This is a genomic window from Massilia sp. CFBP9026 (assembly GCF_034045165.1).
GTDB classification, from domain to species: Bacteria; Pseudomonadota; Gammaproteobacteria; order Burkholderiales; family Burkholderiaceae_D; genus Telluria; species Telluria arenae.
Genome location: NZ_JAXCWH010000012.1, coordinates 1 through 21,934 on the forward strand (window position 1 = coordinate 1; position 21,934 = coordinate 21,934).

The window sequence follows — 21,934 nt, forward strand, 5'->3', positions numbered from 1 at the left end:
GGCGCAGGCGGCTCGACCGGCTCGCTGGCTGGCGGCAACGGCGGCGCGAACGGCGCCATCGGCACCGGCGCCGGCGGCGCGGGCGGCGCAGGCCAAGCCAACGGTGGCGCAGGCGCTGCAGGCGGCCTGGGCGGCGCAGGCGGCACCGGCGGCGCATCGTCGGGCTCGACCCTGACCGCATCGAACGGCGCCAGCGGCGGCGGCGCTACGATCGGCGACGCTACCTCGACCTCGGGTTCGGGCGGCATGCCAGGCTCGGGCTCCGAAACCGCAGGCACCGGCGGCGCCAGCGGCGCGGCCACCAACACCGGCGGCACCTCGACCGCAGGCAGCCCAACCAGCGGCGCCAGCTCGGGCACCGCGGGTGACTCGATGGCCGGCACCGGCGGCGCAGGCGCGGCAGGCGGCGCAGGCGGTTCGGGCGCGGCTGGCGACAACACCTCGGGCTCCGGCGCAGCAGGCGGCGCAGCCACCGGCGGCACCGCAGGTTCGGGCGCGGCACTGGCAGGCACCGGCGGCGCCGGCGCCACCGGCACCGCAGGCGCGGGCGGTTCGGGCGCGGCAGGCACGGCTGGCACCGGCGGTAACGGCGCCACCGGCACCGGCGGCGCAGGCGGCGCGGGCCAGGGCGGCACGGCTGGCGCGGGCGGCATGGGCGGTTCGGGCGCTGAAGCGACCGCATCGACCGGCACCGGCGGCGCAGGCGGCTCGTCGACCGGCGGCTCGGCCACCGGCGGCTCGGCCACCTCGGGCGACGCTACCTCGGGCGCCGGCGGCAACGGCGGCGCAGGCGGCTCGAGCACCGGCGGCGCTGGCGGCTCGACCGGCGAAATGGTTGCAGGCGCAGGCACCGGCGGCTTCGGCGGCGCCGGCACCGGCGGCAACGGCGGCCAGAACAACGTGACCGCGGGTTCCTTCGACATGTCCAACTCGATGAGCAACATCGCCCAGTCGGCAGCCGGCATCTCGATCATCAGCCAGAACAACGGCTTCTCGTCGCTGATCCAGCAAAGCGTCAACGTTCAGTCGAACATGAACGTCGGCGGCACGACCCCAAGCGGCCAGTAATCACAAGGTCTTGGCAGCAACCGCGCGGGCGACCGGCACCACCGGCCGCCCGCGTCCCCCGCCACGTGGCTCCCCGCGTGGCGGCTTTTCGAGCGAGGCATCATGAAACGGATTACCCAGATCGGCTCTCTCCTGCTGGCGGCCTGCATGGCGCTGCCGGTGGCGGCACAGGTTTCGGAACCGGCGAAGCTGCCGGTGGTGGTGGGCTTCCTGTCGAAGGTGGATGTCGCACCGAGCCGCGAAGACGACTTCACCAAGGGCTGGGGCAAGACGACCGGCGCCGAGGAACTGGGCGGCCTGCGTGGCGGCGCCGACATCGTGACCACCGAGGCGACGCTCGGCGGCACGGTCGGCAACAACATGGCCACCAATGTGACCACGGGCTTTAACGTCATCGACAACGGCTCGTTTGCGAACTCCTCGGGCTTGCCTGTCGTGATCCAGAACTCCGGCGCGAACGTCCTGATCCAGAACGCGACCGTCATCAACCTGCAACTGCAATAGGAAGAGAATGAAGCACGGGATCTTCCTCGCCGCCCTGTGCGGCATCCTGCTGGCGCCGGCTCCGGCGCCAGCGCTCGAACTGGCGGTCGTCGGGCGCGTCAACGTGCCCGTCACCAGCCTCAAGGACATCAAATTCCAGCGCACCACGCGCCAGCAGTACGACTACAGTTGCGGCGCCGCCGCCTTGTCGACCCTGCTGTCGCACCACTACGCCACCCCGACGCCGGAACAGGACGTGTTCCAGGAGATGTACGAAAAAGGGGACAAGACCAAGATTCACAAGGAAGGCTTTTCGCTGCTCGACATGCAGCGCTTCCTGGCCGCGCGCGGTTTTCGCGCCGACGGCTTCAAGCTGCCGATCGAAAAACTGATCTCCGAAAAACTGCCGGCCATCGTGCTGATCACCGACCGCGGCTTCAACCACTTCGTGGTCGTCAAGGGCGCCGAGGATGGCCGCATCCTGATCGGCGACCCGTCCACGGGCAACCGCGTCGTGAGCATGGAGCGGTTCCAGGAAATCTGGCGCAACAAGATCCTGTTCGTGATCCACAGCCACAAGGACGGCATCGCCTTCAACAACCCGGCCGACTGGCGCGGCGCCCCGCGCGCGCCGCTCGGCACCGGCATGCACCAGGAACAACTGAGCGCCTCGCTGCCGAAGTTCGGCCCGGGCGATTTTTGACAAGGATGTGATATGCGCTGGCCCACCTTTACCTTTCACCGCACCGCCCTGCTGGCCGCCCTGCTGGCCGCCCTATGCACCGCGGGCGCTGCGATGCCGCTCGCTCAGGCGGCCGGCCCGAGCGGCTTCGGCGCGCCCGTCGATGCCGCGCAACTCGACACCCTGCGCGGCGGCTTCGAGATCGCGGGCGGCCTGTCGCTGTCGCTCGGCATCGAACGCGTGGTGTCGGTCAACGGCGAGATCCTGGCGCGCACCAATATCGCCATTCCCGACCTGGCCGCGATGACCGGCGACCAGGCGCGCCTGGCCCAGAACGCCCTGGGCGCGGCCCAGCTGATCCAGATCGGCGGCAACAACTACGCCGCGGCCGACCTCAACCTGCCCAATGGCGCGACCTTGCTGCAAAACACCCTCAATGGGCAAGACATCCGCACTGCCACGACCATCACATCGACCGTGAATAGCATGTCCCTGCTAAAAGACATGAATTTCCAGAGCACGATTCGTGACGCGGTAGTACGTTCCCCGGGAACACTGTAGCATTGCAATATTGTTAATATAAAACTGGAGATCTGGATGTATTCACACGTCGCGCGGCTTGGCGCCGCCGGCCTGGCGGCCGCCCTCCTGGCGCCGCCCGTGCTCGCTCAACAACCTGCGGCCGAACCCGGCAAGCAGGACCGACAGACCGAACTGTCCCAACTCAAGGACGAACTGGCCGAACAGCGGGCAATGGTGAACCGTCTGATGCTCGAACTCCAGGCGCAGCGCGAACAGCTGCAAAGCATGCAGGCCCAGGGCGCCCCGGGCATGGCCACCGCCCCGGCGCTGGCGGCGCGCGAGCGCATCGTCGAAGAAACCACCCCGCTGTCGGGCGCCCCGTTCGCCATTCCGACGGCGCTGGCCGACGGCGTGCTGCTGTCGCAGCAGCGCGGCACCGGCATGTCGATGCAGGCGCCGGTGGCCCAGCCGCCGGTGCTGCCGCCGGCCGAGAGCGGCGTGGCGGCCCCGCTGCCGCCGCAGCCGCGGCCCAACCAGCCGACCTTGCCTGCCCCCGGTCCGGCCCAGGCGCAGACCCAGCGGCCGGCCCAGCAGCAGGGTCAACAGCCGCAGACGGCGCAGAACAACCAGGAACCGAACCGCCCGCCCGAAGTCGCGCCGATCGGCGACACGCCCGGCGTGCTGACCCAGCGCGGCACCTATGTGCTCGAGCCGTCGGTGCAGTACGGCTATTCGTCGAGCAACCGCGTGGCCCTGGTCGGCTACACGGTGATTCCGGCGATCCTGATCGGCCTGGTCGACGTGCGCGAAATCAAGCGCAATACCTTCACCACCGCGATCACCGGCCGCACCGGCATCAACAACCGGATGGAAGTCGAGGTCAAGGTGCCGTATGTGTACCGCTCGGACGCCACCGTCAGCCGCGAGCTGTTCACCGGCACCGCGGTCGAGCGGGTGTTCGACACCTCCGGCAAGGGCCTGGGCGACATCGAGGTCGCGGGCCGCTACCAGCTCAATAACGGCGGCGCCGACAAGGGCTATTACATCGCCGGCCTGCGCTACAAGAGCCGCACCGGGCGCGACCCGTTCGAAGTCGTGACCGATTGCGACCAGCGCTGCATTGGCGAGAACGTGACCGGCACCGGTCTGCCGCTGGACCTGCCGACCGGCTCCGGCTTCCATTCGCTGCAAGGCACCCTGACCTGGCTGTATCCATCGGATCCGGCCGTCTTCTTCGGCAACCTGAGCTATGTGCACAACTTCAAGCGCTCGGACGTGACGCGCCTGGTGCGCAACGGCGTGCGCGAGCCGCTGGGCGAGCTGGAACCGGGCTACGTGCTCGGCTTTAACTTCGGCATGGGCCTGGCGCTGAACGACAAGGCGTCGCTCAGCCTCGGCTACGACCACAGCACCATCGCGCGCATGAAGCAGAACGGCCAGCCGGTGGCCGGCTCGGTGCGCACCCAGCTCGGGACCCTGCTGCTGGGCTACTCCTATCGCCTGAGCCCCAAGCGCACGCTGAACATCGCGGTGGGCGCCGGCGTGACCCGGGATACCCCCGACGTCACCCTCACGCTGCGTGTGCCGATGACGTTCTGATCGGCGTCAAGGCCGCGTGGAAAGATGCGGCCTGGATGACTTGTGGTAAATACGAACACGGTTGAAAAATCTTGCTTCCGTTTTAAGAAATTATCCTTATAATCAGATTTGCAATGTAGAGCGTGGCCCTGGTTTTTGTCCTAGGTACGCAAACAGGGCATCAACGCAAAACAACTTAAATTTGAGGGAATTAACATGGCTACTGGCATTGTCAAATGGTTCAACGACGCTAAAGGTTTCGGCTTCATCACCCCTGATGGCGGCGGCGAAGACGTGTTCGCGCACTTTTCGGCGATCAACGCCAACGGCTTCAAGTCGCTGCAGGAAAACCAGCGCGTGACCTTCGACATCACTGCCGGCCCTAAAGGCAAGCAGGCTGCAAACATCCAGCCACAGGCTTGATGCTGCATTAGCCCGCCCAGGCGGGCTACAAAAAACAAAGAGCACATCCGCGGATGTGCTCTTTTGTTTTGGGTGACGCAAACCGCGTTGTTTATTTGCAGCCGCAACCGCCCGAACCGCAGCCGCCGCCACCCGACAAACCGGGGTCACGACAAACCGGGGTCACAAACCGGGGTCAGGTCTGACATTCGGACACGTTCTCAGCCTTGAGGCAGATCGTTACAGCTTGAAAGGCTCGAGACGATCCGTTTAGTCAAGGACTGCAGAGCCCGTGTCCGATTGTCAGACCTGACCCCGAAGTTTGACCCTGACCCCGAAGTTTGACCCCGAAGTTCCCGCCAACGGCTTCAAGTCGCTGCAGGAAAACCAGCGCGTGACCTTCGACATCACTGCCGGCCCTAAAGGCAAGCAGGCTGCAAACATCCAGCCACAGGCTTGATGCTGCATTAGCCCGCCAAGGCGGGCTACAAAAACAAAGAGCACATCCTCGGATGTGCTCTTTTGTTTTGGTGACGCAAATCGCGTCGCTTATTTGCAGCCGCAGCTTCCCGAGCCGCAACCGCCGCCGCCCGACTTGGCCGGCGCCGAACCCGGCAGCATGCTGCCCGGCGCGCGGCCGGTCTCTTCGTCGAAGCCGGCCGCCTGCAGGCGCGCCACGTACTGCTTCCACAGCGACTCCTGGCTGCGGCCCAGCTCGTACAGGTAGTCCCAGCTGAAGATGCCGGTGTCGTGGCCGTCCGAGAAGGTCGGCTTGATCGCGTAGTTGCCGACCTGCTCGACGTCGGCGATGCCGACTTCGCGCTTGCCGACCTGCAGCACTTCCTGGCCCGGGCCGTGGCCCTTCACTTCGGCCGACGGCGAGTACACGCGCATCAGCTCGAACGGGATCGAATAGGCGCTGCCGTCGTCATAGGCGATGTCGAGCACGCGCGATTTCTGGTGGACGGTCAGTTCGGTTGGATTAGGCATGGATCTTTTCTCTATCAGTTGAAACGGCGCGCGATCGCGGCGCCCAGTTGTTCGGCCAGCGCGCGGCGCGCGGCCAGGATATCCGAAGGCGTCTCGCGCACCGCCTGGGCCCACACGGGCGCCGGGAAATGCGCGTCGTCCGCATAGCGCGGAATGATATGCCAGTGCAGGTGCGGCACCACATTGCCCAGGCTGGCCACATTGACCTTCAGCGGCTGCATGACGTCGCGCACCGCCTGCTCGACCAGGAACACGGCCTCGTTCACCAGCAGCCGGTCTTCACGAGACAGATCGCTCATCTCGCGCACGTGGTCGTGCCAGATCACGCGGCAAAAGCCGGGGTAGTTGGCGTCGTCGACGACGATGACGCTGAACTTGTCGCCGGCCCAGGCCACAGGCATGGACAGGCTGCACAGCTCGCAGCCTAGTTCGCGCAGCGCCGTCATACCAGCACCCTTTCGATGCCGCCGTTATTGGCGCGCGCCACGTACTCGGGCAGCCAGTTCTCGCCCAGCAGGTGCTTCGCGATCTCGACCACGATGTAGTCGGCGGTGGTGCCCGAGTCATCATTGTAGCGGCTCAGGCCCTGCAGGCAGGACGGGCAGCTGGTCAGGATCTTGACGTCGCCGGTGAAGCCGTCGGCGCGCAGTTTATCGCCTCCTTTGACCATCTCGGCTTCCTTGCGCGAGCGCACCTGGGTCGAGATGTCGGGACGGCTCACGGCGAACGTGCCCGACTCGCCGCAGCAGCGGTCGTTCTTCTCGATCTTGACGTCGTCATGCGTGGAGACCAGCGCATTGACCGTCTTCACCGAGTCCTGCAGCTTCATCGGGTTGTGGCAAGGCTCGTGGTACATATAGCGGGTGCCGTTCACGCCTTCCAGTTTGACGCCTTTCTCGAGCAGGTATTCATGGATGTCCATGATGCGGCAGCCCGGGAAGATCTTCTCGAATTCATAGGTCGCCAGCTGGTCGTAGCAGGTGCCGCAGGAGACCAGCACCGTCTTGATGTCGAGGTAGTTCAGCGTGTTGGCCATGCGGTGGAACAGCACGCGGTTATCCGTCATCATCTTGTCGGCCTTGTCGTACTGGCCGGCGCCGCGCTGCGGATAACCGCAGCACAGGTAACCCGGCGGAAGCACGGTCTGCACGCCCACTTCCCACAGCATCGCCTGCGTCGCCAGGCCCACTTGCGAGAACAGGCGCTCGGAGCCGCAGCCCGGGAAGTAGAACACGGCTTCGGTGTCGGCGTTGGTCTTCTTGGGGTTGCGGATGATCGGGACGATCTTGTCGTCCTCGATGTCGAGCAGCGCGCGCGCCGTTTTCTTGGGCAGGTTGCCCGGCATCTTCTTGTTGATGAAGTGGATCACCTGCTCGCGCACGGGCGCCTTGCCGACCGTCGGCGGCGGCGCGGCGGTCTGCGGCTTGGACAGGCCCTTGAGCAGGCGGTTGCCCATGCGCTGGGCCTTGAAACCGAAATCGATCATCACCTTGCGCGTGGCGTTGATGGTGGTCGGGTCGGTCGCATTCAGGAAGAACATGGCCGCGCGGTTGGCCGGCTTGAAGCTGCGCTTGTCCATCTTGCGCAGCAGGTTACGCATATTCATCGACACGTCGCCGAAGTCGATGTTGACCGGACAGGGCGTGACGCATTTGTGGCACACGGTACAGTGGTCGGACACGTCCTCGAACTCTTCCCAGTGGCGCAGCGAGACACCGCGGCGGGTCTGTTCCTCGTACAGGAAAGCCTCGATCAGCGCCGACGTGGCCAGGATCTTGTCGCGCGGCGAATACAGCAGGTTCGCCTGCGGCACGTGGGTGGTGCACACCGGCTTGCACTTGCCGCAGCGCAGGCAGTCCTTGATGCTGTTGGCGATCTCGCCTATATCGCTTTGCTGCATGATCAGCGATTCGTGGCCCATCAGGCCGAACGACGGCGTGTAGGCGTTGCGCAGGTCGGCGTGGGCGCCTTCCAGGTTGAGCAGCTTGCCCTTGTTGAAGCGGCCTTCCGGATCGACGCGCACCTTGTAGTCGCGGAAGTCCTGGATTTCTTCGTCGGTCAGGAATTCCAGCTTGGTGATGCCGATGCCGTGCTCGCCAGAGATCACGCCGTCCAGCGAACGCGCCAGCTTCATGATGCGCTCGACCGCCTTGTGCGCATCCTGCAGCATGGCGTAGTCGTCCGAGTTCACCGGCAGGTTGGTGTGGACGTTGCCGTCGCCCGCGTGCATGTGCAGGGCGACGAACACGCGAGAACGCAGCACGCGCTTGTGGATCGCGACCGCTTCGTCGAGGATGCACTGGTAGGCGGCGCCGTTGAAGATCTGGCGCAGCGGCGCGCGCACTTCGGCCTTCCATGAGACGCGCACGGTATGGTCTTGCACCGCGTCGAACAGGCGCGCATCGGGCTGGATCGCCAGGCGCTGTTCGAGCGCTTCGTTCAGGTGGTCGAGGCCCAGGGTCTGCAGCTGCTCGCGCACGTCGGCCAGCGGCGCATCGAGATTGGCCAGGATGAAGGTCCAGCGCTTGTCGACCAGGTCGACCAGGACGCGCGCCTGCAGCGGACGGTCGCCCATGATCTCGTCGCGGTCGACGCCGTCGCCGCTGGCGTCGTCGCTCTTGGCCAGCGGCAGGTGGTCGCTGGCGAGGTAGGCGCGCAACTGGTCCACCAGCTGCAGCTTGTTCTTGATCGACAGCTCGACGTTGATGCGCTCGATGCCGTCGGTGTACTCGCCCATCCGGTTCAGCGGAATGACCACGTCTTCATTGATCTTGAAGGCGTTGGTATGGCGCGCGATGGCCGCGGTGCGGGCCCGATCGAGCCAGAACTTCTTGCGCGCCTCGGGGCTGACGGCGACGAAGCCCTCGCCCACGCGGGTATTGGCCAGGCGCACCACTTCGGAGGCGGCCAGCGCCACCGCGTTCTCGTCGTCGCCGACGATGTCGCCGAACAGCGCCATCTTGGGCAGCACGCCGCGCTTGGACTTGGTGGCGTAGCCGACCGCGCGCAGGTAGCGCTCGTCGAGGTGTTCCAGGCCCGCCAGGCGCAGGGTGGCAAACGCCGGGTCGCCGTTCTTCGGCAGGCTGTCCAGGTAATCCTTGATCTCGACGATCGACGGGATCGCGTCGCGCGCCTGGCCGAAGAACTCCAGCGCCACCGTGCGGGTGAACTTGGGCATCTTGTGCAGGATCCAGCGGCCCGACGTGATCAGGCCATCGGTGCCCTCTTTCTGGATGCCCGGCAGGCCGGCCAGGAATTTGTCGGTGACGTCCTTGCCCAGGCCTTCCTTGCGGAAGCGCTTGCCCTCAATGGTCAGGGTCTCGGTGCGGAACGGCTGGCCCTTCGGCGCGCCCTTGGCGGAAGGGTGCGTCCATTCGAGCAGGAATTCGGCCGTCGGCGCGTCGTGGATCTTGCCCAGGTTGTGGTTGATGCGGGTGACGTCGAGCCAGTCGCCATTCGGGTCGACCATGCGCCACGAAGCCAGGTTGTCGAGCGCCGTGCCCCACAACACGGCCTTCTTGCCGCCCGCGTTCATCGCAATATTGCCGCCCACGCAGGACGCGTGGGCCGAGGTCGGGTCGACCGCGAACACGAAGCCGGCCTTCTCGGCCGCCTGCGATACCCGCTGTGTGACGACGCCGGCATAGGTGTGGATGGTCGCGTATTCGCGGCCCAGGCCCGGCATGGTCGTCATCTCGACCTCGCCGATGCCGATCAGCTTTTCGGTATTGATCACGGCCGACATCGGCGTGAGCGGAATCGCGCCGCCGGTGTAGCCGGTGCCGCCGCCGCGCGGGATGATGGTCAATCCCAGCTCGATGCAGCCCTTGACCAGGCCGGCCATCTCGTCCTCGCTGTCCGGCAGCAGGACCAGGAAGGGATACTCGACGCGCCAGTCGGTGGCGTCGGTCACGTGCGAGGTGCGGTGCATGCCGTCGAAGCGGATGTTGCGCTTGTCGGTGTAGGCGCCCAGCACTTTGGTGGCGCGCTTGCGCAGGTCGTAGGTTTCGGCGAATTCGCGGCCGAAGTCGTCCACGGCGCGGCGCGCAGCGGCCAGCAGCTGCTCGACGGCGGCGCTGCGGTTGGCGACGACGTCAGGGTCTCCGCCATCCTGCGCATCGACCGTGGTGCGGCGCTTGTCGACTTCGCCCAGGCGGTGGTGCAGCGCTTCGATCAGCTTGGCCCGGCGCTTCGGGTTGTCCAGCATGTCGTCCTGCAGATAGGGGTTGCGGCGCACCACCCAGATATCGCCCAGCACTTCGTACAGCATGCGCGCCGAACGGCCGGTCTGGCGCGCGCCGCGCAGGCTGTCGAGCAACTCCCACGATGACTCACCGAGCAGGCGGATCACGATTTCGCGGTCCGAGAACGAGGTGTAGTTATAAGGGATCTCGCGCAGGCGCGCGGGTGCGTTGTCGGCAAGCAGGGTATGGATGTGTGCGGGGGCGTTCATGAATTCTGGTCGACGATCGGACAGGCCCGAAGGACGTTCATTCTAGCTTATTGCGATGCACCACGCTCGGTTAATGCCCGGCCCGCCGTTCTGCCCGGCACAACAAAATGTCTATACTAATTTGAAAGGCCAAACTTAATTTTCTGAAAACGGCCACGTTGCATCATTCATAAAGCCTCACGACCCGAATGGCATATGTCATCCGGCGTTGTTGGACGGTTCCGGCAGCTCTGCGCTCGCCTCGAAGGCCGCGCCGGTTTCGAAGAAGTGGCCGCCGGCGACGTAGTGGATGCTTTTCTTTCCGCCCTCGTCCATATGCCAGTGCCCGTCGCGGAATACCGCGGGATCGGCCCAGGCGGCGACTACCTCGCCAAGGAACAGGTCGTAGGTGTCCTGGATGTGCGGCTCGGGGAGCAAACGGCATTCGAGCCAGGCCAGGCAGCCGTCCAGCAGCGGCACGCCGGTTTGCGTGCCGGTCCAGTAGCCGGCGCCGAAGGCGGCGAACTTGTCGACCTCGTTGCCCGTGGCCCCGCCGACCTGCAGGGTCAGCCGCGCCAGCTCGCGCGACGGCACCATCAGGGCGAACTCGCCGGACGCCTCGACCATCCTGCGCGTGAGCGTGCTCTTGTCGAGCACCACCGCCACTTTCGGCGGCGCGAAATCGAGCGGCATCGCCCATGAGGCCGCCATGACGTTGACGGCCTCGCCATGGCGGCTCGACACGAGTACGGTCGGGCCGTGGTTCATCAGCCGGTAGGCTTTTTCCAGTGGTACGGGAAGGCGTTCGCTCATCGTGCAATCCTCAGCCGGTGAAACGGGTCAGCATATCACCGAGATTGGTCCAGAAACTGTCCGGGATGTACAGCAGCGCCAGCGTCATGGTGAGATAGCGCGCGAACTTGCCGATCGCCATATACATGACGCTGGGCCAGAACGGCAGGTGCAGCCAGCCGGCCAGCGTGCACAGCGGATCGCCGATACCCGGCAGCCACGACAGCAGCATGGTCTTGGCGCCATAGCGCTTGAGCCAGCCGAACCAGCGGCTCTGGCGCTCTTTCGCGAACGCGACCTTGGCGCGGTAGCCGAGGAAGTAATCGAAAGCGCCGCCCAGGGTATTGCCGAGCGTCCCGACCAGGATTGCCGGCCAGAACATATCGGGATTGGCCTTGATCACGGCGAACACGGCCGGCTCGGAGCCGAGCGGCAGCAAGGTGGCGGAGACGAAACTGACGATGAAGATCGAGGTCAGCCCGACGGTCGGTGCAGCCAGGAAGTCAAGCAGCCATTGGACAGCGGATTCGATCATGCGGGCTTAGGTGATGGCCTAGTGGTGACAATAAGCCTCCATTATAATGATCCGGTACTTTCGTCACGACACGATACGACGAGCCTGTCACCCAGCCCGTCATATCGACCTTTGCGCCACGGTCACCCACCCTAGCGGAACAGTTCGCGTCGTCCGTCCCGCCGGTCTTTCCGGCATGACTTTTGCAACCCGACCATGACTACCGACTACCTCAGAAAAATCCTGACCGCCCGCGTCTACGACGTCGCCGAACAGACGCCGCTCGACCTCGCCCCGACCCTGTCCCAACGGATGGGCAACCGCATTTATTTCAAGCGCGAGGACATGCAGAGCGTGTTCAGCTTCAAGCTGCGCGGCGCCTACAACAAGATGGCGAACCTCACGCCCGAGCAACTCAAGCGCGGCGTGATCTGCGCCTCGGCCGGCAACCATGCCCAGGGCGTGGCGCTGTCGGCCTGCCGCCTGGGCTGCCGCGCGCTGATCGTGATGCCGACCACCACCCCGCAAGTGAAGATCGATGCGGTCAAGGCGCGCGGCGGCGCCAGCGTCGAAATCGTGCTGCATGGCGACTCCTACACCGACGCCTACAACCACGCGCTGCTGCTGGAAAAAGAGCAGCGCCTGACCTTCGTGCACCCCTTCGACGATCCGGACGTGATCGCCGGCCAGGGCACGATCGGCATGGAAATCCTGCGCCAGCTGTCGAGCCCGATCCACGCGATCTTCGTCGCCATCGGCGGCGGCGGGCTGATCGCAGGCATCGGCGCCTATGTGAAACAGATCCGCCCCGACATCAAGATCATCGGCGTGCAGACCCTGGATTCGGACGCGATGGCGCGCAGCCTGAAGGCCGGCCAGCGCGTCACCCTGACCGACGTCGGCCTGTTCTCGGACGGCACCGCGGTGCGCCTGGTGGGAGAAGAAACCTTCCGCGTCGCCCAGCAAGTGGTCGACGAGATCATCCTGGTCGACACCGACGCCATCTGCGCCGCGATCCAGGACGTGTTCCAGGATACGCGCAGCATCCTCGAGCCGGCCGGCGCGCTGGCGGTGGCCGGCGCCAAGGCCTATATCGAGCGCTCGCAGATGAACCGCGAGCCGATCAAAAACGAAACGCTGGTGGCGGTGGCCTGCGGCGCCAATATGAACTTCGACCGCCTGCGCTTCGTGGCCGAGCGCGCCGAGCTGGGCGAATCGCGCGAAGCGGTGTTTGCCGTGACCGTGCCCGAGCAGCGCGGCAGCTTCCGCCGTTTCTGCGCGCTGGTCGGCCCGCGCAACGTCACCGAGTTCAATTACCGCATCAGCGATGAAAGCGAGGCCCACGTCTTCGTCGGCGTGCAGGTGGGCAACCGCAGCGAATCAGGCCTGCTGGCGCGCACCTTCGAGGAACACGGCTACAAGACGCTGGATCTCACCTACGACGAGCTGGCCAAGCTGCATATCCGCCACCTGGTGGGTGGGAAAAGTTCACTTGCGCATGACGAATTGCTGTATCGTTTCGAGTTCCCCGAACGGCCGGGTGCGCTCATGCGCTTCCTGGACAGCATGGCGCCGAACTGGAATATCTCGCTGTTCCACTACCGCAACCAGGGCGGCGACGTGGGGCGCATCCTGGTCGGGCTGCAAGTGCCGCAGGCCGAGATGGATGAGTTCCGCCAGTTCCTGGCCTCGCTCGGTTACCGCTACTGGGACGAGAGCGGGAATCCCGTCTATAAATTGTTTTTGGGGGCGTAGGCCCCACCTGTTGAACAGAGTCTGCGCCGTTCCAACGCCAGCCTCGAAGCCGTCGTTCCCGCGCAGGCGGGAACCCAAGTCCTGTGCGTCGCCGGCAAGATCGAACGTCGCCGCCCTGCATGCACACTTGGGTTCCCGCCTTCGCGGGAACGACGTTCAAGCGCTGGTGGTCTTATGCCATGGCGCAGAATGACCGACCTTATTTATGAATACCCCTGATCAATCGCCGCTTGGCAAATCTTCCGCCTACCAGAGCCAGTACGCCCCGGAGCTGCTGTTCCCGATCCCGCGCCAGCAAAAGCGCGAGGAACTGGGCCTCTCGGGCACGCTCCCCTTCTTCGGGGTCGACATCTGGAACGCCTATGAATTGTCGTGGCTGAACATGCGCGGCAAGCCGCAGGTCGCGATCGCGACCGTGACGGCGCCAGCCGATTCGCCGAACATCATCGAATCGAAGTCGTTCAAGCTGTACCTGAACTCGTTCAACCAGACCCGCCTCGCCGGTCCCGAGGCCCTGCTGGCCCTGCTGCGCGACGACCTGTCGAACGGCTTCGGCGCGCCGGTCCACGTCACCCTGACCAGCCCGGAACAATTCGGTGGCATCAAGATGGGCGAGCTGGAAGGTACGCTGCTCGATCGCCTCGACATCGAGATCGACGCTTACTCGCCGGCCCCGCACCTGCTCAAGGCCAACCACGAGGACGCGCCGGTCGAAGAAACACTGGTGTCGCACCTGCTCAAGTCCAATTGCCTGGTCACTGGCCAGCCGGACTGGGGCACGGTGCAGATCCGCTACGTCGGCCCGCAGATCGACCAGGAAGGCTTGCTGAAATACCTGATCGGCTTCCGCGAGCACAACGAGTTCCACGAGCAGTGTGTGGAGCGCATCTTCATGGACGTGCTGCGCCAGTGCCAGCCGAGCAAGCTGGCCGTGTATGCGCGCTACACGCGGCGCGGCGGGCTGGACATCAATCCATGGCGGGCCAACTTCAGCACCGGCAAACCGGGCAATCTGCGCGGCGCGCGCCAGTAAACATCCAATTTCTGTCAGGATATTACCCGCACGCTTGTGCGTTTTAGGCGACAGCCATGCACCGTGCATGGCGCCACCTTTTGCTATACGATACTGAACGACCTGCCTTGTTTTTTAGCAGGTCTTCGAGCAATCATCGGTAAACAGGAGGACCGGCATACGATTGCTGGCCTCAACAGCTGATTCGTTGAGGAAATTGCGTAACGATGTTGATGCAAGTCAACTAACTGCTTATCCCGTTTCGACGGGTATCGTGCGGCCGTTCGGCGAGAAGCCCAAACTGTCGCGAAATCGAGTGTCTCAGGCCCCAAACAGGCCTATAATCCCGTGCTCGCAAGCACTCCACGCGTGCATCGCACCCACGTTATGACGAATCTAAGCAAAATCCTCTCGCTCGAGAACGTGCAACTCGATATCGAAGTGTCGAGCAAGAAACGAGCCTTCGAGCAAGCCGGCCTGATCTTCGAGAACAACTGCGGCATCGCCCGCTCGATCGTGTCGGACAACCTGTTCGCGCGCGAACGCCTGGGCTCGACGGGCCTGGGACACGGCGTTGCCGTCCCGCACGGCCGCATCAAGGGCAGCAAGAGCCTCAAGTCGCCGCTGGCTGCCTTCGTGCGCCTGAAGGAGCCGATTCCGTTCGAGTCGCCCGACGGCCAGCCGGTGAGCCTGCTGTTCTTCCTGCTGATCCCCGATCACGTCACCCAGCAGCACCTCGAGATCCTGTCCGAGATCGCCGAGCTGTTCTCCGACGAGTCGGTGCGCACTGCCCTGGCGACCGATCCGGATCCGCGATCGGTGCATGACCGCATTATCAACTGGCAACCCAGCCTCCAGGCTCTGGGTTAAACTGAGCGTCTAGTGAAACGCGCGGCAATCACGCCGCGCGCGCCTTTTTTGCGACGACGACAATGCCCATGCTGCAGTCTCCGCTGACCATCCAACGGCTGTACGACGACAACCGCGACAGCCTGCAACTCGGCTGGTTCGCGGGCTTTCCCGGCGGTGAACGCCAGATCGCCGGCGACGCCGCCTCGGCCGCCGACCAGGTCGGCCACCTGAACCTGATCCACCCGGGCCGCATCCAGGTGTTCGGCCACCAGGAACTCGACTACTATCACCGCCTCAAGGCCAATTCGCGCAGCCACGTGGTCGGCGAATTGATCGGCGGCGGTCCGCCCGCGCTGATCATCGCGCAAGGCCTGGAAACCCCGCCCGACATCCTGGCCATCTGCGACGAGCAGAACATCCCGCTGTTCTCGACCCCGCTGCCGGCGGCGCAGGTGATCGACTTCCTGCGCGTGTATTTATCGAAGAAGCTGGCCCAGCGCGTGATCATGCATGGCGTGTTCATGGACGTGCTGGGTGTGGGCGTGCTGATCACGGGCGACTCGGGCCTGGGCAAGAGCGAACTGGGCCTGGAGCTGATCTCGCGCTCGCACGGCCTGGTGGCCGACGACGCCGTGGAGTTCTCGCGCATCGCGCCGAACATGATCGAGGGCCGCTGCCCGCCGCTACTGCAGAATCTGCTGGAGGTGCGCGGCCTGGGCCTGCTGGACATCAAGGCGATCTTCGGCGAGACGGCGGTGCGGCGCAAGATGCGCCTGAAACTGATCGTGCACCTGGTCAAGCGCGGCGCGCTGGACGAAGAGGTCGAGCGCCTGCCCTTCCACTTTCCGACCGAGGACGTGCTGGGCCTGCCGATCCGCAAGGTCGTCATTCCGGTGGCGGCCGGCCGCAACATCGCGGTGCTGCTCGAGGCCGCGGTGCGAAACACCATCCTGCAACTGCGCGGCATCGACACGCTGCAGGAATTCATGGAGCGCCAGCGCCAGGCGATGAGCGCGGACTGAATGTCCATGGCCCGACGGCGTGCCATCGGGTGAAGGTTGCGGTATCATCGCCGCATGCACATCGTCCTCATCACCGGCATCTCGGGCTCGGGCAAGTCCGTGGCCCTGAATGTCCTGGAAGACGCGGGTTACTACTGCGTCGACAACCTGCCGCCGGCCCTGCTGCCGGCCCTCGTCAATACGGTCAATGAAACCGGCACCGCCAAGATGGCGGTCGCGGTCGACGCGCGCAGCGCCGAATCGCTGGTCGAACTGCCGGTGAGCGTGCGCCGCATGCGCGAGGACGGCCATGCGGTCAAGGTCATGTTCCTGACCTCGAGCACCCATTCGCTGGTCGCGCGTTTTTCGGAAACGCGGCGCAGCCATCCGCTGTCGCACGAGCTGCGGCCGGGCGAGAACCCGGCCTCGCGCCGCACCCTGATCGAATGCATCGCCGAAGAGCGCGAGCGCCTGTCCTCGATCGAGAACTTGGGCCACGTGATCGACACCTCGGAACTCTCGGCCAACAAGCTGCGCGCCTGGATCAAGGAGCTGGCCGAGGTCGACCATGCGCCGCTGACGCTGTTCTTCGAATCGTTCGCGTTCAAGGTCGGCGTGCCGCTCGACGCCGACTTCGTGTTCGACGTGCGCGCGATCCCGAATCCGTATTACGACCTGGCGCTGCGGCCACTCACCGGCAAGGACCAGCCGGTGATCGACTTCCTCGACGCCCAGCCGAGCGCGATCGAGATGCTGGCCGACATCCGCGCCTTCGTGGCCAAGTGGCTGCCTTCGTTCAAGACCGATAACCGCAGCTACCTGACGGTGGCGGTGGGCTGCACCGGCGGCCAGCACCGCTCGGTGTACATGGCCGAGCACCTCGGCGCCTATTTCGGCGATACCGAACGGGTGATCGTGCGGCATCGGGAGCAGCCGAAGAATCCGGCGGCATGATCTCGTAGTCGCTGTTCAGCTATTGAAGAAGTAATAGGCAGCGACGCCTACGCTCTCACCCATGTGATATGGGAGGAGGAACGACAGCGACACGGCGCTGATGGCCAGGGATGCTTTCACGAACGGCGGGGGCGCGCGGTATCTAGAGATCAGGTCTTGCCAGGAAATCATGGGCAGCTGTCATGATTGATAAAAGTCTGACAGTAGCACACAGAGATGGCTTGCAGGCTCACGCATTCTCACCGCTGGCTTGCAGGGATTTTCCGATTCACGCAAAATGACTTTCTTTCCCATGCAGGAAAAGTGCCATGCGAACGACAGTCACTATCGATGATGAGCTCTATGCGAAAGCGCTGGAGATGGCTGACCCAGAGATGGACAAGGCGGACTTGTTCAGGGAGGCGATCAAGACATTCGTGCGCGTGCAAGCAGCCAAACGTCTTGCTGCTCTTGGTGGGGCTGCACCAGACATGTCCGAGATACCTCGTTGCTGACGCCCTGCTCGCGACTATCGACGCGAGGTAAGCGGCTCGACAAACCCGCTGCGCGCTTTGCCGCGAGCCACGGACCTGCATTGCGATAAGAACCTATCCCGGTGCGATCGTGCGGCATTTACCGCAGCACCGCCGCCGTATCCACCACCCGCACATCATGCATCTGATGCAGGTAGGCTTCCAGATACCCCTTGTGCGAAGCACCGACAATGACCAGCAGCCGCGTGCCCGGCATCACACCCACCACGTCGCGGATATTGGCCGCCATGCGCAGGTTGCGCGTTTCCCAGTAGCCCACGTAGGCGCGGCCGAAGCGCTGCGGTGACGGTTCGTTCATCGCCGCGCCGAAGTCGATCTCGAAGGTCGCCGCAACGTGGGCCGGCGAGTTGTAGGCGCGGTACATTGCCAGCAGCCCTTCCGGGGTATCGACGCCCCGGTCGAGGACCTCGTCCTCTTTCTTGCGCTTCGCATTGGCCGGATTGTCCCAGGCCTTCATGATCGCCTCGCCCGCCGCCTTGCGGTCGGCGTAGGGACGGCCTGCCGTCTGGTCATCCATCGCATACACGCGTTCATGCCCCAGCCGCGCTGCCAGCTGCGCCGCGATCGACACGCTTTCGTTGGGATGGACCGCGAGCTTTTGCAGCCGCGCGACCAGGACGTCATCGAGCCCATCGCCGGTGCGGCGCTCGGCGATGGACAGGCGGAGCCACTGGACCACGGCCGACGCCTCCTCGCCGCCCGCCATGAACACGGCCGCCAGATGCCGCCGCTGGGCCGCCGAGGGCGCTGCGGGCCAGGCAGCCAGCAGCTTTTCGGCCTCGGCGGTGGCCTGCGGCACGTCGAGCCCGGTCGCCGCCCTGGCCGGCGCGGTATCCCGGCAATAGGTGTCGACCGCCTCCTGGTAGCGCGCCGCATAACGGCGCATGAAATCGCACTGCGGCCCGGAGCGGTCCTCGACCGCGATCGCCTGCGGCTTCCAGGCCGCGAGCCGTTCGTTCAGCGGAGCCAGGCTCGATGCCTGGAAGGTCCTGGGCAAATGCGCCAGGTGGGGCGAGCCGAGCACCATGATTTCGTTGACCGGCCCTGTCGTGGGGCCCTTGAGCCGGCTCGGATCGAAGGCCGGCTGGTAGTCCTGCGCGGCGGCGCTGCCGCATAAAGTCATCGAGATCAGCAGGGCACGCAGGCGCATCGGTCTTCCTTTCAAATCATGAAGGCCCGATGTTCACACCCCGTCGCTACGATGTCACGCAAAAATGGATATGCATGGAAACGTTTATGCAAGATGCCTGAGCGGATGCGCGTGCTCCGGCCACACCGGTTCGAAGAAGCGCGCCACCATCCCGGGCGTGACCTGGTCGAGCGATGGCGGATTCCATTGCGGCGCATTGTCCTTGTCGATTACCAGTGCGCGTATGCCTTCCAGCACTTCGCCATGCTCGAAATTGTGGCGCACCAGCGAGCGTTCCATGCGCAGGCAGTCGGCCACGTCGAGCGCGGCGCCGCGCGCCAGCAGTTCGTGGGTCACGCACATCAACAGGGGCGAACGCTGGCGCATGGCGGCCAGCGCCTTGTGTGCGAACGGTGTTGCGTCGCCTTCGAGCGATCCCATGATCGCGGCGACCGACGCCGCGCCGAAATGCGCATCGATGCTCTTGCGCCGGACCTGCAATTCGCTTGCCCCCGCCATTGCAGCAAACGGCGCCGCGAAGGCGCGGATCGCCGCCGGCAGCCCGGCGCCTTGCGTCGACGCGATCAATGCCTTCAGGTCAGGCAACTCGGCGCTTGGCACGAACACGTCGGCCAGGCCGATATACAGCGCGTCGGCGGCGCCGATCGTCAGTCCGGTCAGGCCCAGGTAGTTGCCCAGCTGTCTCGGCGCATGCGACAGGAAGTGGCTGCCGCCGACGTCGGGGAACAGGCCGATGTTCACCTCGGGCATGGCCATCCTGGTACGCTCGGTCACGATGCGCAGCCCGCAATCCGGGCCGCCCTGGGCGATGCCCATGCCGCCGCCCATCACGACGCCATCCATGATGGCGATATAGGGCTTCGGATAGAAATGGATCAGGTGGTTCAGCGCGTATTCTTCGGTGAAGAAATCCTCGAGCAGCGCGCTGCCGCCCATCGGCGACGCATGGCCGACCTCATGGAAGAAGCGGATGTCGCCGCCCGCGCACAAGGCCTTCTCGCTGCTGCTGGTCAGTACGACCGCCTCGACCTGCCCGTCATGCTCCCAGGCGCGCAGCACGTCGGTCAGCGCGCGCACCATCTCGAGCGACAGCGAATTGAGCGCCTTTGGGCGGTCCAGGGTGATGATGCCGGTGCGGTTGGCGATGCGGGTCAGGACGTGGTCGGTCATGGCGTGATCCGTAATGGAAAGACATGCATTTTACCGAACACATAGATGCGCGTAGTACCGGGGAGGCTGGATGCAAAAAGGGCGTCCCCTCAGACGCCCTTAGCTAGTGTGAGCCCTGCGCCTGATCAGGCGACAGCAGCGTCTTCGCCGTCGATTTCCGGCATGCGTTTGATCGAAGTACGGCTATGGTCTTTCAGTTGCTGCTTGTGTTTGAGGATCTGTCGGTCCAGCTTATCCATCAGCGTATCGATCGCGGCGTACAGGTCTTGTGCAACGCTTGCCACGTGCAGGGTCTTTCCCGACACCTGGACGTTGATCTCTGCTTTCTGCCTTTTTTCTTTTTCAGTGAGGTTGTCGACGGCCAGGAAGACGTGGGTGTCGATCACCTGGTCGAAATGGCGAATGATGCGCTCGAGCTTATTCTGAACGTATTCACGGATGGCGGGGGTTACTTCGAGATGATGGCCACTGATTGTGAGGTTCATACACACTCCTTTGAAAATGTTGCACCGTGTGGACCGCACCAACGCGACAAGGCACGACGGGTGTGGACGGCGCAGTTACAAGGACTTGCGGAGGCTTACAGGGGGTATCTTGAGGGCTTCACGGTATTTTGCAACCGTGCGGCGCGCGATGACCATGCCTTGTTCCCCGAGCATCTCCGCGATCTTGCTATCGGATAAAGGGTTCCTAGGGTCTTCTGCTCCTGTCAATTGTGCGATGAGCGCACGGATTGCCGTCGAGGATGCTTCGCCTCCCGCCTCGGTGGCAACGTGGCTGCCGAAGAAATACTTCAACTCAAACATGCCGTGCGGGGTCAGCATGTATTTCTGGGTTGTGACACGAGAAATTGTGCTCTCGTGTAGGCCTAGTGTATCAGCTATCTCACGTAAAACAAGGGGCCGCATGGCAACCGCGCCATGGGAGAAAAAATTGCGCTGGCGCTCGACGATGGCCTCCGCCACACGCAGGATGGTGTCGAAACGCTGGCGCATATTCTTGATGAGCCACTTCGCTTCCTGCATCTGCGCGCCCATCTGCGCCTCGCTCTTGCCCTGCTTGAGCAGGCTGGCGTACAGGCTGTTGACGCGCAGGCGCGGCATCACGTCGGGGTTCAGGGTGACCGCCCAGCCGCTCTTGGAACGGCGCACGATCACGTCCGGCACCACATAGTCCGACACGTTCGAAGCGAACGCCGCGCCCGGGTGCGGATTGCATTGGCGCACCACGGCCTGCACCTCGCGCAAGTCTTCGTCGTCGCAGTCGAGCGCTTTTTTCAGCTTGCTGTATTCGCGCTGGGCGAACCAGCTCAGGTAACCCTCGACGATCTTGAGGGCCATGCGGCGCGTGACCATCGGCACACCCGGCATGCGCCGGATCTGCAGCGCCAGGCACTCGGCCGCGCTGCGCGCGCCGACGCCCACCGGGTCCATGCTCTGCACCAGCGCCAGCGCGCAGCGCAGCTCGTCGATCTCGATATCGAGCTCTTCGGGCAACCGCGCGTGGATCTCGTCGAGCGGTTCCTCGATGTAGCCGTTGTCGTCCAGCGCATCGATCACCAGCTCGGCCAGCGCACGGTCGCGCGCCGACAGGGTGGCTTCGCGCACCTGTTCCATCAGGTGTTCGCGCAGGGTGATGGCGCAGGCTTCCAGTTGCGGGCGGCCGTCCTCGTCCTCGCCGCCGCTGCCGGAAGACGGCGCACCGCCCTCGCTCCAGTCGGCATCAACGCGATCGTTGTCGGCGCCGCCCTCGAAACCTTCGCCATCCTGCGCCGGCGCACCCTCGCCCTCGGCCTGCTGGCCGGGCGCCGGCGGCGCTTCGCCGCTGGCGGGTGCATTGTTGATCGCGCCATCGGCCAGCAAACGCACCGACCGGTCGAGCGGATCGTCGAGCCGCTCGAGCAAGGGGTTATCGCCCAGTATCTGCTCGATCTCCTGGTGCAGCTCGAGCGTCGACAGTTGCAGCAACCGGATCGACTGCTGCAGTTGCGGCGTAAGCGCGAGGTGCTGCGAAGTGCGGAGTTGCAGGGACTGTTTCATCTAGG

General features: G+C 64.7%; 21 protein-coding genes and 2 pseudogenes. 13 read left to right on the forward strand and 10 right to left on the reverse strand.

Annotated features, from left to right (window positions below):
• The 7 genes and pseudogenes from SOM28_RS23315 to SOM28_RS23345 form a co-directional block, all read left to right on the forward strand.
• A pseudogene (locus SOM28_RS23315) lies at positions 1 to 1,068 on the forward strand (hypothetical protein); the annotation flags it as partial.
• 102 nt (positions 1,069 to 1,170) lie between these two features.
• Entirely contained in the window at positions 1,171 to 1,572 is a 402-nt protein-coding gene (locus tag SOM28_RS23320) for a hypothetical protein (RefSeq protein WP_320469596.1), read from the forward strand.
• Positions 1,573 to 1,579: 7 nt separating this feature from the next.
• Positions 1,580 to 2,254: a C39 family peptidase gene (locus SOM28_RS23325; RefSeq protein WP_123070778.1), complete on the forward strand. Its 675-nt coding sequence runs from the start codon at positions 1,580 to 1,582 to the stop codon at positions 2,252 to 2,254.
• Positions 2,255 to 2,266: 12 nt separating this feature from the next.
• Complete coding sequence (locus tag SOM28_RS23330; RefSeq protein WP_123070779.1) at positions 2,267 to 2,794, forward strand: hypothetical protein; 528 nt, start codon at positions 2,267 to 2,269, stop codon at positions 2,792 to 2,794.
• Between the two features lie 36 nt (positions 2,795 to 2,830).
• Positions 2,831 to 4,354, forward strand: coding sequence for a hypothetical protein (locus SOM28_RS23335; protein ID WP_320469597.1), 1,524 nt, complete (start codon positions 2,831 to 2,833; stop codon positions 4,352 to 4,354).
• 195 nt (positions 4,355 to 4,549) lie between these two features.
• Positions 4,550 to 4,756, forward strand: coding sequence for a cold-shock protein (locus tag SOM28_RS23340; protein ID WP_109345346.1), 207 nt, complete (start codon positions 4,550 to 4,552; stop codon positions 4,754 to 4,756).
• 331 nt (positions 4,757 to 5,087) lie between these two features.
• Positions 5,088 to 5,195, forward strand: a pseudogene (locus tag SOM28_RS23345) (cold-shock protein); the annotation flags it as partial.
• Between the two features lie 89 nt (positions 5,196 to 5,284).
• Here SOM28_RS23345 and SOM28_RS23350 read toward each other — a convergent pair.
• The 5 genes from SOM28_RS23350 to SOM28_RS23370 form a co-directional block, all read right to left on the reverse strand.
• Positions 5,285 to 5,725, reverse strand: coding sequence for a gamma-butyrobetaine hydroxylase family protein (locus SOM28_RS23350; RefSeq protein WP_123068945.1), 441 nt, complete (start codon positions 5,723 to 5,725; stop codon positions 5,285 to 5,287).
• Between the two features lie 14 nt (positions 5,726 to 5,739).
• Positions 5,740 to 6,171, reverse strand: coding sequence for an HIT family protein (locus tag SOM28_RS23355; RefSeq protein WP_123068946.1), 432 nt, complete (start codon positions 6,169 to 6,171; stop codon positions 5,740 to 5,742).
• Complete coding sequence (locus tag SOM28_RS23360) at positions 6,168 to 10,178, reverse strand: DUF3683 domain-containing protein (RefSeq protein WP_320469598.1); 4,011 nt, start codon at positions 10,176 to 10,178, stop codon at positions 6,168 to 6,170. Before SOM28_RS23360 ends, SOM28_RS23355 begins: the two co-directional genes overlap by 4 nt.
• 198 nt (positions 10,179 to 10,376) lie before the next feature.
• Positions 10,377 to 10,970: a flavin reductase family protein gene (locus tag SOM28_RS23365; protein ID WP_320469599.1), complete on the reverse strand. Its 594-nt coding sequence runs from the start codon at positions 10,968 to 10,970 to the stop codon at positions 10,377 to 10,379.
• Between the two features lie 10 nt (positions 10,971 to 10,980).
• Positions 10,981 to 11,484: a YqaA family protein gene (locus tag SOM28_RS23370; RefSeq protein ID WP_320469600.1), complete on the reverse strand. Its 504-nt coding sequence runs from the start codon at positions 11,482 to 11,484 to the stop codon at positions 10,981 to 10,983.
• Between the two features lie 195 nt (positions 11,485 to 11,679).
• On the opposite strand from SOM28_RS23370, the gene ilvA reads away from it, so the two are divergent.
• The 5 genes from ilvA to rapZ all read left to right on the forward strand — a co-directional run bounded on the left by ilvA (position 11,680) and on the right by rapZ (position 17,037).
• Positions 11,680 to 13,218: a threonine ammonia-lyase, biosynthetic gene (ilvA, locus tag SOM28_RS23375; RefSeq protein ID WP_320469601.1), complete on the forward strand. Its 1,539-nt coding sequence runs from the start codon at positions 11,680 to 11,682 to the stop codon at positions 13,216 to 13,218.
• A gap of 205 nt (positions 13,219 to 13,423) precedes the next feature.
• Positions 13,424 to 14,251 (forward strand): NADPH-dependent 7-cyano-7-deazaguanine reductase QueF, encoded by an 828-nt coding sequence (gene queF / locus SOM28_RS23380; RefSeq protein WP_320469602.1) that lies wholly within the window; start codon positions 13,424 to 13,426, stop codon positions 14,249 to 14,251.
• Between the two features lie 366 nt (positions 14,252 to 14,617).
• Positions 14,618 to 15,100, forward strand: coding sequence for a PTS sugar transporter subunit IIA (locus SOM28_RS23385; RefSeq protein ID WP_123068952.1), 483 nt, complete (start codon positions 14,618 to 14,620; stop codon positions 15,098 to 15,100).
• Positions 15,101 to 15,168: 68 nt separating this feature from the next.
• Positions 15,169 to 16,104: an HPr(Ser) kinase/phosphatase gene (hprK, locus tag SOM28_RS23390; protein WP_005663306.1), complete on the forward strand. Its 936-nt coding sequence runs from the start codon at positions 15,169 to 15,171 to the stop codon at positions 16,102 to 16,104.
• A gap of 54 nt (positions 16,105 to 16,158) precedes the next feature.
• A complete protein-coding gene (rapZ, locus tag SOM28_RS23395; protein ID WP_320469603.1) occupies positions 16,159 to 17,037 on the forward strand; it encodes an RNase adapter RapZ in 879 nt (292 codons plus the stop codon).
• Between the two features lie 15 nt (positions 17,038 to 17,052).
• Here rapZ and SOM28_RS23400 read toward each other — a convergent pair whose 3' ends face one another.
• Positions 17,053 to 17,208, reverse strand: coding sequence for a hypothetical protein (locus tag SOM28_RS23400; RefSeq protein WP_320469604.1), 156 nt, complete (start codon positions 17,206 to 17,208; stop codon positions 17,053 to 17,055).
• Positions 17,209 to 17,345: 137 nt separating this feature from the next.
• On the opposite strand from SOM28_RS23400, the gene SOM28_RS23405 reads away from it, so the two are divergent.
• Entirely contained in the window at positions 17,346 to 17,531 is a 186-nt protein-coding gene (locus tag SOM28_RS23405; RefSeq protein WP_123068954.1) for a type II toxin-antitoxin system VapB family antitoxin, read from the forward strand.
• 118 nt (positions 17,532 to 17,649) lie between these two features.
• Here SOM28_RS23405 and SOM28_RS23410 read toward each other — a convergent pair whose 3' ends face one another.
• From SOM28_RS23410 to SOM28_RS23425, 4 genes are all read right to left on the reverse strand, one after another.
• Entirely contained in the window at positions 17,650 to 18,720 is a 1,071-nt protein-coding gene (locus tag SOM28_RS23410) for a DUF5694 domain-containing protein (protein WP_320469605.1), read from the reverse strand.
• An 84-nt stretch (positions 18,721 to 18,804) separates the two neighbouring features.
• On the reverse strand, positions 18,805 to 19,890 hold the full coding sequence (locus SOM28_RS23415; protein ID WP_320469606.1) for an enoyl-CoA hydratase/isomerase family protein: 1,086 nt from the start codon (positions 19,888 to 19,890) through the stop codon (positions 18,805 to 18,807).
• A gap of 125 nt (positions 19,891 to 20,015) precedes the next feature.
• Positions 20,016 to 20,375, reverse strand: coding sequence for a ribosome hibernation-promoting factor, HPF/YfiA family (gene hpf, locus SOM28_RS23420; protein ID WP_147937308.1), 360 nt, complete (start codon positions 20,373 to 20,375; stop codon positions 20,016 to 20,018).
• Between the two features lie 75 nt (positions 20,376 to 20,450).
• Positions 20,451 to 21,929 carry an RNA polymerase factor sigma-54 gene (locus SOM28_RS23425; RefSeq protein ID WP_320469607.1) on the reverse strand — a complete coding sequence of 493 codons (1,479 nt, stop codon included), beginning with the start codon at positions 21,927 to 21,929 and terminating at the stop codon, positions 20,451 to 20,453.
• Positions 21,930 to 21,934 lie beyond the last annotated feature (5 nt).

Bases quoted from the DNA above. Each gene is read 5' to 3' on its own strand.
- SOM28_RS23320 (WP_320469596.1), top strand. From the start codon at position 1,171: ATGAAACGGATTACCCAGATCGGCTCTCTCCTGCTGGCGGCCTGCATG.
- SOM28_RS23325 (WP_123070778.1), top strand. From the start codon at position 1,580: ATGAAGCACGGGATCTTCCTCGCCGCCCTGTGCGGCATCCTGCTGGCG.
- SOM28_RS23330 (WP_123070779.1), top strand. From the start codon at position 2,267: ATGCGCTGGCCCACCTTTACCTTTCACCGCACCGCCCTGCTGGCCGCC.
- SOM28_RS23335 (WP_320469597.1), top strand. From the start codon at position 2,831: ATGTATTCACACGTCGCGCGGCTTGGCGCCGCCGGCCTGGCGGCCGCC.
- SOM28_RS23340 (WP_109345346.1), top strand. From the start codon at position 4,550: ATGGCTACTGGCATTGTCAAATGGTTCAACGACGCTAAAGGTTTCGGC.
- SOM28_RS23350 (WP_123068945.1), bottom strand. From the start codon at position 5,725: ATGCCTAATCCAACCGAACTGACCGTCCACCAGAAATCGCGCGTGCTC.
- SOM28_RS23355 (WP_123068946.1), bottom strand. From the start codon at position 6,171: ATGACGGCGCTGCGCGAACTAGGCTGCGAGCTGTGCAGCCTGTCCATG.
- SOM28_RS23360 (WP_320469598.1), bottom strand. From the start codon at position 10,178: ATGAACGCCCCCGCACACATCCATACCCTGCTTGCCGACAACGCACCC.
- SOM28_RS23365 (WP_320469599.1), bottom strand. From the start codon at position 10,970: ATGAGCGAACGCCTTCCCGTACCACTGGAAAAAGCCTACCGGCTGATG.
- SOM28_RS23370 (WP_320469600.1), bottom strand. From the start codon at position 11,484: ATGATCGAATCCGCTGTCCAATGGCTGCTTGACTTCCTGGCTGCACCG.
- ilvA (WP_320469601.1), top strand. From the start codon at position 11,680: ATGACTACCGACTACCTCAGAAAAATCCTGACCGCCCGCGTCTACGAC.
- queF (WP_320469602.1), top strand. From the start codon at position 13,424: ATGAATACCCCTGATCAATCGCCGCTTGGCAAATCTTCCGCCTACCAG.
- SOM28_RS23385 (WP_123068952.1), top strand. From the start codon at position 14,618: ATGACGAATCTAAGCAAAATCCTCTCGCTCGAGAACGTGCAACTCGAT.
- hprK (WP_005663306.1), top strand. From the start codon at position 15,169: ATGCTGCAGTCTCCGCTGACCATCCAACGGCTGTACGACGACAACCGC.
- rapZ (WP_320469603.1), top strand. From the start codon at position 16,159: ATGCACATCGTCCTCATCACCGGCATCTCGGGCTCGGGCAAGTCCGTG.
- SOM28_RS23400 (WP_320469604.1), bottom strand. From the start codon at position 17,208: ATGATTTCCTGGCAAGACCTGATCTCTAGATACCGCGCGCCCCCGCCG.
- SOM28_RS23405 (WP_123068954.1), top strand. From the start codon at position 17,346: ATGCGAACGACAGTCACTATCGATGATGAGCTCTATGCGAAAGCGCTG.
- SOM28_RS23410 (WP_320469605.1), bottom strand. From the start codon at position 18,720: ATGCGCCTGCGTGCCCTGCTGATCTCGATGACTTTATGCGGCAGCGCC.
- SOM28_RS23415 (WP_320469606.1), bottom strand. From the start codon at position 19,890: ATGACCGACCACGTCCTGACCCGCATCGCCAACCGCACCGGCATCATC.
- hpf (WP_147937308.1), bottom strand. From the start codon at position 20,375: ATGAACCTCACAATCAGTGGCCATCATCTCGAAGTAACCCCCGCCATC.
- SOM28_RS23425 (WP_320469607.1), bottom strand. From the start codon at position 21,929: ATGAAACAGTCCCTGCAACTCCGCACTTCGCAGCACCTCGCGCTTACG.